The sequence below is a fragment of the Saccharopolyspora sp. NPDC049426 genome (assembly GCF_040676935.1).
Classification (GTDB): domain Bacteria; phylum Actinomycetota; class Actinomycetes; order Mycobacteriales; family Pseudonocardiaceae; genus Saccharopolyspora.
On record NZ_JBFAPZ010000006.1, the window covers coordinates 450629 to 461954 of the forward strand.

The 11326-nt window shown below is 69.5% G+C and carries 12 protein-coding genes; 4 read left to right on the top strand and 8 right to left on the bottom strand.

The features are described 5' to 3' along the window. Nucleotides 1–37: 37 nt before the first annotated feature. Nucleotides 38–499: a carboxymuconolactone decarboxylase family protein gene (locus AB0J78_RS16290; RefSeq protein WP_363789724.1), complete on the bottom strand. Its 462-nt coding sequence runs from the start codon at nt 497–499 to the stop codon at nt 38–40. A gap of 74 nt (nt 500–573) precedes the next feature. Next, nucleotides 574–1050 carry an Rrf2 family transcriptional regulator gene (locus tag AB0J78_RS16295; protein WP_363789759.1) on the bottom strand — a complete coding sequence of 159 codons (477 nt, stop codon included), beginning with the start codon at nt 1048–1050 and terminating at the stop codon, nt 574–576. A 157-nt stretch (nt 1051–1207) separates the two neighbouring features. Between AB0J78_RS16295 and AB0J78_RS16300 the strand changes: the two genes are divergently transcribed. The 3 genes from AB0J78_RS16300 (at nt 1208) to AB0J78_RS16310 (ending at nt 4722) form a co-directional block, all read left to right on the top strand. Next, nucleotides 1208–2473, top strand: coding sequence for an alpha-amylase family glycosyl hydrolase (locus tag AB0J78_RS16300; protein ID WP_363789725.1), 1266 nt, complete (start codon nt 1208–1210; stop codon nt 2471–2473). Nucleotides 2474–2650: 177 nt separating this feature from the next. Further along, a complete protein-coding gene (locus tag AB0J78_RS16305; RefSeq protein ID WP_363789726.1) occupies nt 2651–4276 on the top strand; it encodes an alpha-amylase family glycosyl hydrolase in 1626 nt (541 codons plus the stop codon). A gap of 107 nt (nt 4277–4383) precedes the next feature. Further along, nucleotides 4384–4722 carry a hypothetical protein gene (locus AB0J78_RS16310; RefSeq protein WP_363789727.1) on the top strand — a complete coding sequence of 113 codons (339 nt, stop codon included), beginning with the start codon at nt 4384–4386 and terminating at the stop codon, nt 4720–4722. 30 nt (nt 4723–4752) lie between these two features. Here AB0J78_RS16310 and AB0J78_RS16315 read toward each other — a convergent pair whose 3' ends face one another. From AB0J78_RS16315 to AB0J78_RS16335, 5 genes are all read right to left on the bottom strand, one after another. Then, complete coding sequence (locus AB0J78_RS16315; RefSeq protein WP_363789728.1) at nt 4753–5325, bottom strand: dihydrofolate reductase family protein; 573 nt, start codon at nt 5323–5325, stop codon at nt 4753–4755. 69 nt (nt 5326–5394) lie between these two features. Then, a complete protein-coding gene (locus AB0J78_RS16320; RefSeq protein ID WP_363789729.1) occupies nt 5395–6552 on the bottom strand; it encodes a histidine kinase in 1158 nt (385 codons plus the stop codon). Between the two features lie 14 nt (nt 6553–6566). Next, nucleotides 6567–7313 carry an ABC transporter permease gene (locus AB0J78_RS16325; protein ID WP_363789730.1) on the bottom strand — a complete coding sequence of 249 codons (747 nt, stop codon included), beginning with the start codon at nt 7311–7313 and terminating at the stop codon, nt 6567–6569. Continuing rightward, the gene (locus AB0J78_RS16330) at nt 7310–8215 is read right to left on the bottom strand and encodes an ABC transporter ATP-binding protein (protein WP_363789731.1); all 906 of its coding nucleotides are present in this window, start codon (nt 8213–8215) and stop codon (nt 7310–7312) included. The genes AB0J78_RS16325 and AB0J78_RS16330 overlap by 4 nt, the downstream gene beginning before the upstream one ends. Nucleotides 8216–8321: 106 nt before the next feature. Next, nucleotides 8322–9425: a histidine kinase gene (locus AB0J78_RS16335; RefSeq protein WP_363789732.1), complete on the bottom strand. Its 1104-nt coding sequence runs from the start codon at nt 9423–9425 to the stop codon at nt 8322–8324. A 164-nt stretch (nt 9426–9589) separates the two neighbouring features. Between AB0J78_RS16335 and AB0J78_RS16340 the strand changes: the two genes are divergently transcribed. Further along, complete coding sequence (locus AB0J78_RS16340) at nt 9590–9841, top strand: PLD nuclease N-terminal domain-containing protein (protein ID WP_363789733.1); 252 nt, start codon at nt 9590–9592, stop codon at nt 9839–9841. A 108-nt stretch (nt 9842–9949) separates the two neighbouring features. On the opposite strand, the gene AB0J78_RS16345 is transcribed toward AB0J78_RS16340, so the two are convergent. Then, complete coding sequence (locus AB0J78_RS16345) at nt 9950–11185, bottom strand: IS701 family transposase (RefSeq protein ID WP_363789734.1); 1236 nt, start codon at nt 11183–11185, stop codon at nt 9950–9952. Nucleotides 11186–11326 lie beyond the last annotated feature (141 nt).

The window sequence follows — 11326 nt, forward strand, 5'->3', positions numbered from 1 at the left end:
TCGCCGGGCGGCCCGTGGGAGGCCGCCCGGCGGATCCTCAGCGCGGGGTGTGGGAACCGGGCACGGTCCGGTTGATGACGCTGATCCGGTTCCAGGCGTTGATGGCCGCGATGAGCATCACCAGCGCGGTCAGGGTCGCCTCGTCGAACTCCTCGCGCGCCTTCTCGAAGACCTCGTCGGGCACGCCGTGCGGGTTGTCGGCCAGGCGGGTGCCCGATTCGGCCAGGTCCAGCGCAGCGCGTTCGGCGCTGGTGAAGTGCGGCGATTCGCGCCAGGCCGCGACGCCGAAGAGCCGCTCGTCCGTCTCGCCCCCTTGCCTCGCGTGCTTGCTGTGCATGTCGACGCAGAAGGCGCAGCCGTTGATCTGGCTGACGCGCAGCTTGACCAGGTGCTGGAGGTCCTTCGGAACTCCGCTGCCTGCGAGGAACACCTCCAGCGAGCTCATCGCCGCGTAGCCGTCGCCCGCCTTGGCGGGCAGGTCGTCGATCCGTCCTCGCATCGTCATCTCCTTATCTCGGACATCTGATATCCAGAATTGGTCGGTGCCAAAACCCCTGCTCGGGAGGGGTTCGATCAGGTGCGGGTGTCGCCGAACCAGCGACGGACCCGCTCGGCGGCCGCCGGGGAGTGGTCGTCCACGGTGGCCGCGATGTCGGCGATGGACTGCGACGCCAGCTCCCGCCGCCAGGCGAGCTCGGCCTTGCGCATGGAGGTGTGGACGGCGCACGGGGTTTCGCTGCGGGAGCCGCTGCCGGAGCCGCCGCGGTGGCGGATCTCGGTGCACCGGAACGCTTCGTCGGGGCCTTCGATCGCGGCGACCACGTCCATCAGCGTGATCTGCTCCGGCGGTCGCGCGAGCCGGAAACCGCCGCGCGGCCCGGACGTCGAGGTGACGATCCCTGCGCGGGCGAGCGCCTGGAGCTGCTTGTTCAGGTATGCGGCGGGAAGTTCGTAGAACGCGGCGAGCTTCGCCGCGGGCACGGCCCGGTCCTCGCCCAGCCACGCGAGGTTGAGGCAGCTGTGCACCGCCCACTCCACGCCCTCGTTCATCCGCACAACCCGGATATTAGATGTCCAGGTTTAAAACTGGCAACCGGGATGGTCTGGTCCACTCGGGTCTGAACGCGTTCTTGCACGTTCCGGCGGGCGATCGAGCGGCTTAGCTTCGGCCTGACATTTTCATACGTATTCCGATTGGGGAACGGACATGGCGGTGTCCAGGCGATCGTTCATGATCTCCACCGGAGCGCTGGTCGCGGGAGCGACCGTGCTGCCGATCTCCGAGTCATCTCCCCGGATTGCCCGCGCGGACGCCTCGTGGCTGGCCGACGCAGTGCTCTACCAGATCTACCCGCAGTCCTACGCCGACACCGACGGCACCGGAGTCGGTGACCTGCAGGGCATCATCGACCACCTCGATCACCTCCAGTGGCTCGGCATCACCGCGATCTGGATGAACCCGATCTTCCCGTCACCGCTTGCCGAAGGTCCCAAGCGCAACCGCGAAGCGATGCGCGAGGTCATGGACCACTGGCTGAATCTGGGGGTTTCGGGCTTCCGCTGCGACATGGCGGCGAGCCTGATCAAGGACGACCCGGACCTGGTCGAGACCGGCAGGCTCTGGGGCGAGATGGCCACCTGGCTGGACGAGAACCACCCCGACGCGGTGCTGGTCTCCGAGTGGGGTGATCCGAAGGTCGCGGTTCCGGCCGGGTTCGACGGCGACTTCTTCTTCCAGACCGGCGAGGCGTGGCGCTCGTTGTGGCAGGACAACCCCTACTTCGGCGCCGACGGCACCGGCACGGCCAAGATCTTCATCGACGCCTGGCGCGAGGCGGAGTACGCGATCGGGCGGCCCGGGGGAGTCATCCTGCCCTCGGCCAACCACGACACCGCGCTGCGGCTGAACAACGGCGTCCGCACGCCGGAGGAGATCCCGGCGGCGTTCGCGTTCTGGCTGACCTGGCCGATCGTCCCGCTGATCTACTACGGCGAGGAGATCGGCATGCGGCTGGTCGACGGCCTGCCGGACGTCGAGGGCAGCAACGGTCGGCAGAACAACCGCACGCCGATGCAGTGGGACGACGGCCCCAACGCCGGGATCTCCACGGCTCCGGCCGAAAACCTCTACCTCCCGCAGGATCCCGACCCGAACCGGCCGAACGTCGAGGGCCAGCGGAACGATCCGGGATCGCTGCTGAACCTCGTGCAGCGGCTCATCGCGCTGCGCCAGGCCAACCCGGAGCTCGGAACCGCCGCCGACGTGCAGGTCTTCCACGACGGCTACCCGCTGACCTACCTGCGCGGTGACCGGTTCCTGGTGACGGTCAACCCCAGCCGGGACGCGGTGACGCTCGCCGTCCCCGACGAACGGCTGGCGAACGCTACCGCCGTCGAGGACAGCGGCGTGACGATCAACGGCCAGGACATCACGGTCCTGGCCTTCGGCTACGCCGTGCTCGACCTCCGCTGAGTCCTGCGCGGCACCCGGCGACCACCGGGTGGCGCGGCCGGGGCGCTGAACGAGTTCTGGGAACGAGCGGTGCCGGTCGGCGTCTTTTGAAGATCGCTCGGAGGGAGTACATTCAACGCCGCTTGTGTATACGTATGCCGGACGGAGCTGGGTGCATTGGTGTCGAGGCGGTCGTTCATGATCGGTACGGGTGCGGTGCTCGCGGGGACCGCTGCGCTGCCGATCTCGCGGGTGAGTCCCGCTGCGGCGTCGGGTCAGCCCTCGTGGCTCGCCGACGCCGTGCTCTACCAGGTGTATCCGCAGAGCTTCGCCGACACCGACGGCGACGGGATCGGTGACCTGCGCGGCATCACCGAGCACCTCGACCACCTGGCGTGGCTGGGGGTCACCGCGATCTGGGTCAACCCCGTTTTCCCGTCGCCGTTCACCGACGCCGGCTACGACATCACCGACTACGTCGGCGTGCACCCGCGCTACGGGGCCCAGGAGGACGTGGCCGAGCTGGTCACCGCCGCGCGGGCCCGCGGCATCCGGGTGCTGTTCGACCTGGTCGCCGGGCACACCTCCGACCAGCACCCGTGGTTCCTGCAGTCGCTGCAGGACAACACCGACAGCCGCTACGTGTGGGCGACCCCCGACCAGCTGCCGCCGGACGGCAGCCTGCCGCAGGACTTCGTGGCCTCGCCCGGTCCGCGCGAGGGCGCGTTCCTGAAGAACTACTACGAGACGCAGCCGGCCATCAACTACGGCTATGCGCGGATGAACCCTGATGAGCCGTGGCGTCAGCCGGTGGACGCCGAAGGTCCCAAGCGCAACCGCGAAGCGATGCGCGAGGTCATGGACCACTGGCTCAAGCTCGGTGTCTCCGGGTTCCGCTGCGACCTGGCCGCGACGCTGGTCAAGGACGACCCGGGCTGGGTCGAGACCGGCAAGTTGTGGGGCGAGATGAGGGCGTGGCTGGACGAGAACCACCCCGACGCGGTGATGATCGCCGAGTGGGGCGACCCCGCGACCTCGGTCCCCGCGGGCTTCGACGGCGACTTCTTCCTCCCCGTCAACGGTCCCGGCGACGGTGCGCCGTGGAAGTCGTTGTGGCAGGACAACCCCTACTTCGGCGCCGACGGCACCGGCAGCGCCAAGACCTTCGTCGACGCCTGGCAGCAGACCGAGCAGACCATCGGGCGCCCCGGGCACATCCTGCTGCCCTCGGCCAACCACGACAGCGCGCTGCGGCTGAACAACGGGGTCCGCACGCCGGAGGAGATCCCCGCCGCGTTCGCGTTCTGGCTGACCTGGCCGACCGTTCCGACGCTGTACTACGGCGAGGAGATCGGTATGCGGCTGATCGAGGGCCTGCCGGACGTCGAGGGCAGCGCCGGTCGGCAGAACAACCGCACGCCGATGCAGTGGAACGACGGCCCCAACGCCGGGTTCTCCACCGCCCCCGCCGACAAGCTCTACATCCCGCAGGACCCGGACCCGAACCGGCCGACCGTCGCAGGTCAGCTCGCGGATCAGGGCTCGCTGCTGAACTTCGTGCAGCGGGTCATCGCGCTGCGCAAGAACCACCCCGAGCTCGGCAGCGGCGGCGCGGTGGAGGTGTTCCACGACGGCTACCCGCTGACCTATCTGCGAGGCGACCGCTTCCTGATCACGATCAACCCGAGCCGCGAGCAGGTCACCGTCGACGTCCCCGACGACCGGCTGGCCGAGGCCCGTCCGGTGGAGGACAGCGGTGTCCGAGTCGAGAGGAAGACCGTCACGGTCCCCGCCTTCGGCTACGCCATCCTCGACCTCGGCTAGGAGCCGATTCCGGGGCGCTCTCGGGGAAATCTCCGGGAGGCCCCGGAACCGCCGTCCCCTCTCCGGCGCGATGCTGGTTCGCACGGCAACATCACCTGGGGGAACGGATGAACCACGCGCGCGTCTACGAGATCCGGGTCGACGGATTCGCGAGCCTCGCCGAGGCCATCGCGGCGCAGGACCCGATCGCGCACCTGCTGTGCCCCGACGAATGGCACCGGGGCCCGTGCGAGATCCCGTGGAGCCTCGGCGTCGCGGACGACCCGGGCGATCTCGACCGGGCGGCCCTGGTGGTCGGCGTGCTCACCACCCGCGAGAAGGCGCTGGAACTCCTGCGTCCCATCGGTGAGGTGACGGGACGTTCGGCGGTGCTGGTCGAGGCGGACCCCTCGGACCACGAAGAGCTCGTCGAGCAGCACCGGATCGAGGCGCTGCTCGCCGACTGACCGCGTCCTGCGCGAGGCGGTCGCCGACGATCACGCGCCGGGCGGGCCGTCGAGGATCGTGGGGGCGTATTCGAGCAGCTGGAGCCGGCCGTCGAAGGTGCGGCTGCTGATCAGGTCGAGCGTGATGTCCGGGTATCCGTCGAAGATGCGTTCCTGACCGGTCTTGCCGGTGATGACCGGGAAGACGACCACGCGGAAGCGGTCCACGATCCCGGCTTCGAGCAGCGACCGGCTCAGGCTGAGGCTGCCGACGGTGCGCAGCGGCCGGGTCTCGCGCTGCTTGAGCTCCTGCACGGCCTCGACGGCGTCCCCGCTGACGAGCTCGCTGTTCGCCCAGGTCAGCGGTGCCTCCAGCGTGGAGGAGAAGACGACCTTGGGCATCGCGGTCAGTTCGGCGAGCCCGGCCTCCTCGGGGGCCTCGGCGGCGAACCCGGACATCAGCCGGTACGTCGTGGCCCCCATGAGCGTGACGTGCTCCTGCTCCGACTCGCTCCCGATCCACCCGAGGTACTCGGGCCCCTCCATCCCCCAGAACCCGGGCCATCCCTCGGCGGCCGCGTAGCCGTCGAGGGAGATGATGAAGTCCACCATCAGATCCGACATCGCTCAGTCCTCTCTCCGCAGGTCTCCAGGTGCAGACCGGGCGGAGCCCGAGAAATCATCGGTCTTCGGTCACTCGGACGAGGTGTCGTCGGAGAGGAGCGGGAAGGCGGCGTGGACGCGGTAGCCGCCGTCCTCGGTGCGGCCGGTCTGCAACCTGCCCCCGGTGAGCGCGACGCGCTCGCGCATGCCGACCAGGCCGAATCCGGAGCTGGGCAGCGCGACGTCGTGGCCGCGCGGGCTGCGGCGGTTGGTGACCGTCACCGCCAGCTCGTCGTCGTCGGACCGCACGGTGACCTGCACGGCCGCGTTCGGGGCGTGCTTGGCGGCGTTGGTGAGCCCCTCCTGCACCACGCGGTACGCGGCGCGCCCCACCTCGGGCGGGACGTCCGGAGCGGGCTCGGCCATGTCGAGTCGCACGTTCGCCCCCGACTCGGCGGCGCCGGAGACGAGGTCGGCGATGCCGGTCGTGCTCGCCGATGCCGGCTCGGGCTCGGCGTCGTCGCGCAGCGCGCGCAGCATCTCGTGCAGCTCGGACATTGCGGTGGCGCTGGTGGACCGGATGATCTCGGCGAGCTCGGCGCTGCGGTCGTCGGTGGCGTTGGCGGCCAGCACGTCGGCGTGCCGCGACACCACGCCGATGCGGTGCGCGACGACGTCGTGCATCTCGCGGGCGATCTCGCGCCGCTGCGCCTCCACCGCCTGCTCGGCCAGCAGCTTTCGCTCGCGCTCGACCTGCTCGGCCTTCTCGCGGTAGTCGACGAGCACGCGCCGCCGCCCGAACACCCACAGCCCGATCAGCAGCGGCACGACCACGCTCCCCACCACGATGGTCGTCGTCGACGCCATGCGGATCTCGCCCCACCGCCACACCGTCGGCACCAGGGGCAGCAGGTGCGCGACGACGGCCACCCACGTCGTCGGCCGCGATCCGCACCGGCTCGCCACCGTGTACAGCGCGACCTCCGTCGCTCCGATGACGCCCCTCAAGGGCAGCGACGCCGCGGCCAGCACCACTGCGACGGCGAAGGGGAAGCGCCGCCGCACCACCAGCGCGAGGAACCCGATGATCAGCGCGGCGATCGCCAGGGGAGAGGTGTCGCCGAGTCGCCCGCCGTGCGCGTAGAACTCACCCGCGACCGGGGCTCCCGCGACGGCGAGGTCGAACAGCAGCGACCGCAGCGAACCGTCCCACCACGACAACCACGAGCGCTTCTGTTCGACCGGCACGTCCGTCACCGTACTCACACGTCGCGGCGGTTCAGGACGATGCCCGCAACGCCGAGCAGCACCGCCGCGAGCCCCAACATGGGCAGCACGTGCGGCCACTCGGGCGTCTCGCTGATCAGCCGGCGGGCCGAGTAGAACGGCTGGAGCACGACGAGCAGCCACTCCGGCAGGTCCAGCCGGTTGATCAGCAGCATCTCGACCTCCGGCCACACCACCAGGAACGCGATCGGGATGACCGATCCGTGCAGCAGCGCGGCCAGCGCGAGCCCGACCAGCGTCATCAGCGCGGTGTAGACGACGGCGCCGGTGCCCAGCAGCAGCGACGACGACACCGTCGGTGCGGCGGCGAAGAACACCGCGAGCACCAGCCAGGACGCCGCGAGCACCGCGATCTCGGTGGCGACGGCGGCCGCGGTGACCACGGCGATCTTGGCCAGCAGCACGCGCGTCCGCGATCGCGCGGTGAGCACCGTCGTGGTGATCGTGCGGAACCGGTACTCGGTGCCGAAGGAGTTGACGCCCAACGCGCCCACGAGCGCCCCGAACAACCACGCGACGTTGAGCACCTTGTCGAAGGTGACGTCCCCGTGGTCGCGCGAGTCGTGCGCGAACACCGTGAGCAGGAGCTGCACCAGCAGCGCCGCCCCGACCAGCACCCAGTTGGACCGCACGGTCCGGAAGGCGGCCCACTCGTACGCCAGCGCTCGGCGGAACCCCGGTTCGCGGTCGGTTAGCGGACGGGCTTCGAGTGTGGTGGTCATGCTGCTTCTCCCCGGTAGGTCGTGGCGTTGGCGGTGGCGTTGAAGAAGGCGTCTTCGAGGCTGCTGCGGCGGGTGTGCAGCTCGCGGATCGCGACCCCGGCCTGGCGCGCGGCGGCGCTGACCGCGTCGGCGTTGGGCGTGTCGACGACGAGCGCGTCGACGTCCTCCGGCTCGACTTGGAACCCCGCCTGGTGCAGCCACTTCCGGAACCGCTCGGACTCCGGCGTGCGGACGACGACGTGGGTGCGGGTGTTCGCGGCGACGAAGTCGCGCACCGGCTGGGCGGCGATCAGCCGGCCCTCGCCGATGACGACGAGATCGTCGGCGAGCTGCGCGATCTCGGACAGCAGGTGCGAGGACACGAACACGGTCCGGCCCTCGTCGGCGAGGTTGCGCAGCAGCGAGCGGATCCAGCGGACGCCTTCGGGGTCGAGCCCGTTGGTCGGTTCGTCGAGGATCACGTACTCGGGGTCTCCCACCAGTGCGGCGGCGATGCCGAGGCGCTGCCGCATCCCGAGGCTGAAGCCGCCGATGCGGCGGGACCGCACCTCGTCGAGGCCGACGGCGGCCATCACCTCGCGGACCCGCTGCTCGGAGATCCCGGCGCCGGCGGCGATCATCCGCAGGTGCTGGTGCGCCGAACGCCCCGGGTGCACGGCCCCGGCGTCGAGCAGGGCGCCCACGGCGCGCACCGGGTTCGGCAGGTCGCGGTAGCGGCGGTCGTTGAAGAGGACTTCGCCCTCGCCGCGGTCGAGCCCGAGCATGAGCCGCATCGTGGTGGACTTGCCCGCCCCGTTCGGGCCGAGGAAGCCGGTCACCACGCCCGGCCGGATCGTGCAGGTGAGGTCGTGCACGGCGAGCTTGTTGCCGTAGCGCTTGGTCAGTTCCCGGATGGTGATCAACCCTGCTCCTCGAAGTCGGATCGGAATTCCCGCATGACAACGAGAATCGCGAATCCGATGAGGTCAGGGCGTCTGACTTCCAGCTATGACCGAGTACGACTTTCGGTCACCGCGGCAGCACGGCCGACACCCGGAAGCCGCCGTCCGCGGTCGGCCCCACCTCCAGGGAGCCGCCCGCGAGCGCAACGCGCTCCCGCATCCCGAGCAGCCCGTACCCGGGCCCGGCGGTCGACGCCTGCGCACCGGGGCCGTTGGTGACGGTGACGCGGAGCTCGTCGCCGGCCTCGACGACGACGGACACCGACGCGCCGGGCGCGTGCTGCGCCGCGTTCGTCAGCGCCTCCTGCACCACCCGGTAGGCCGCGCGCCCGGTGCTCCCGGTGGTGCTGGGGAGTTCCTCGGGCATGCTCAACCGCACCCCGGAGCCCGTTTCGCGCACCAGCTCGGCGATGTCGGCCAAGGTCGGCGCTTCGGAGAGGTCGGACGGGCCTTCCCGCAGCACCCGCAGCATGCCGCGCAGCTCGGTGAGCGCCTTCGCGCTGTTCTCGCGGATGATCTCCGCGGTCTGGGCGGTGCCCTCGTCCTTCGCGTGCAGGGTGAGCGCGCCGGCCTGCAGCGACATGACGCTGGCCCGGTGGGCGATCACGTCGTGCAGCTCGCGCGCGATCCGCCGGCGCTCCTCGGTGACGGCCCGCCCGGTGAGCAGCGCACGCTCTCGTTCGGCGCGTTCGATGCGCTCGCGGGCGCCGGTCAGCAGCGCCTGCCGTTGGTGCAGCCACAACCCGAGCATCGCGGGAACGGTGTAGAGCGCCGAGTGCACGCCGATGCTCAGCAGCGTCGGGAACAGCGGCTCGCCGGGGTAGCGGATCAGGTTCGAAGTCACCCCGGACGTGATGATCACGATGCCCACGACCCACGTCGACGGCGCGGAGCCGTAGCGGCGCGCGTAGGAGTACAGCGCGACCCACGACGGCGGCAGGTAGAGCAGGAGCGCGATCAACGCGACCGATGCTCCGGCGGCCACCAGCGGAAACCGCCTGCGCACGAGCAGTGCGACTCCGACGGCGAAGTGCAGGGAGAACTCCCACGGCGTGGCCTGGGTGCTGAGCACCCCGCTGAACATCAGGGCGACGGCGAGGTCGATCAGCAGGCGGTGCACCTTGCCGTCCCACCAGGACAGCAGCTGCTCTCGGTCGAGGAGTTCACGCACCGGGCCGACTCTAGCCGCGCGAATTCCCCGGCACGTTCGCCGACCGGCCGAGGCACGTACGACTTTCGGCCAAGTCCGGACGAGCGGGAGGAGGGACGTCGCGGCGGCAGTCGGTCCATAGCGTTGGTGATCGAACGACGACAGAACTCGTGGAAGGAAGTGCAATGGACCTGGGCAGGCTCTTCAGCAACCCGGAGCAGTTGTTCGCGATGGGCAGCCTGGGGCTGCTCGCGCTGGTGATGTTCGGCGCGCTGGCGCTGTTCATCTGCGCGTTGGTCAGCATCCTCTGCTCGCCGCTGGGCTTCGGGATGACGATCGTGTGGATCGGCATCACCTTCGCCGCCCCGTTCCTCGGACCGGTCGCGTGGTTCCTGATCGGCCGAGGAGACGCCTACCGGCGGCGAGAGGCGTACTAGTAGTGCTTTGTTAGGTCGGTAATCGGTGGATGTGTTGGTGGCAGGTGGGGCAGGTGCCTGACCAGGTGGCGAGCAGGGTTTGTAGCTCGCGGATGATCTTGTAGAGGGTCAGGCTGCCCCATGTGCTTTTGGGCTGGTCAGGCGGAGGGTGGTGAGGAACAGGTGTGCTGCGGAGGCCAGGGTGGCGTGGCGGTGCCAGCCGGTGAAGGACCGTCCTTCGAAGTGGTCCAGGCCGAGGCCGGTTTTGAGTTCGCGGTAGTCGTGTTCGATGCGCCAGCGGATTTTGGCCAGCCGCACCAGTCGGTCGAGTGGCGTGTCGGCGGGCAGGTTGGAGATCCAGTACTTGATGGGCTCGTCGGCCTCGGGTGGCCACTGGGCGATCAGCCACCGCAAGGGCAGCGATCCATCAGGCGCCAGGCGGGGCTTGCGTCCGGCGATGCGTACCCGCAGGGCAACGAAATCAGATCGGAGATCGCCTTTGGAGCCTTCCCGCCAGCTGATGCGCTTGCTGTGGGACCGTCCGGCGGCCAAGATGTGCTCGCGCAGGCTGACCGGCTTGGTGCGATACCGGGGCTTGGAACGCCGGCCGTGGCCGGAATAGGGCAACAACTCAGGGGCTGCGTCGGCGGCGTGGGCGGTGAGCTCGCCTTTGACCTGTACTGCGTAGGACAACTCGCGTTCTTCCAGCGCGGCACGAAAGTGCGCGTTGTCGCCGTAGCCGGCGTCGGCCACCACCGCGGGCGGCCGCAGTCCCCAGTCGGCCAGCTGGTCGAGCATCTCCACCGCCAGCATCCACTTCGGGCGATTCCGTTCCGTGTCCGGGATGCCACACCGGGCACGCCGCCGCCCGACCTCCACCGCAGCAGCATCCTCGGCAAGGGCGTCGTCCCAGCTTTCCGGCACGAACAGCCGCCAATTCACCGCAGCCGAGGCCGTGTCGGTGACCATGTGCACGCTCACACCGACCTGGCAGTTGGTCACTTTGCCTGCGGTGCCGGTGTATTGCCGCGCCACACACGGAGATCGACTGCCATCCTTGAGAAATCCCGTGTCATCGATCACCCACGCGACCGGATCCACCGTGCGCTGCGCAAGCCTGGCCAACCGCGCCCGCACCGACGCGAACTCCCACGTCGACGACGACACGAACTGCTGCAATCCCTGATGATCCACTCCGAGCCGCTCGGCCATCGGCTGCATCGACTTGCGACGACCATCCAGCAGCAACCCACGCACATAGGTCTCGCCCTTGACCCGCTGATCCGACCGCGCCAGCGAAGCGAACACCTCCGACGCGAACTTCTCCAACCGGCCACGCACCCGAGCGAGATCACCGTGCTTCACAGAACAAGATCATCCCACACCAAGATCCACACCTAACAAAGCACTACTAGTGTCCTGCGTCGGAAATGCGTTGTAGATATCGGGCGAGGGAATCGAGGATCTCTTCGGCGGTCTTCTTCCACACGAAGGGCTTGGGGCTAG

Coding starts and splice junctions, on each gene's coding strand:
- AB0J78_RS16295 (WP_363789759.1), bottom strand. CDS start 1,050: ATGAACGAGGGCGTGGAGTGGGCGGTGCACAGCTGCCTCAACCTCGCG.
- AB0J78_RS16340 (WP_363789733.1), top strand. CDS start 9,590: ATGGACCTGGGCAGGCTCTTCAGCAACCCGGAGCAGTTGTTCGCGATG.
- AB0J78_RS16315 (WP_363789728.1), bottom strand. CDS start 5,325: ATGTCGGATCTGATGGTGGACTTCATCATCTCCCTCGACGGCTACGCG.
- AB0J78_RS16300 (WP_363789725.1), top strand. CDS start 1,208: ATGGCGGTGTCCAGGCGATCGTTCATGATCTCCACCGGAGCGCTGGTC.
- AB0J78_RS16305 (WP_363789726.1), top strand. CDS start 2,651: ATGATCGGTACGGGTGCGGTGCTCGCGGGGACCGCTGCGCTGCCGATC.
- AB0J78_RS16310 (WP_363789727.1), top strand. CDS start 4,384: ATGAACCACGCGCGCGTCTACGAGATCCGGGTCGACGGATTCGCGAGC.
- AB0J78_RS16290 (WP_363789724.1), bottom strand. CDS start 499: ATGCGAGGACGGATCGACGACCTGCCCGCCAAGGCGGGCGACGGCTAC.
- AB0J78_RS16325 (WP_363789730.1), bottom strand. CDS start 7,313: ATGACCACCACACTCGAAGCCCGTCCGCTAACCGACCGCGAACCGGGG.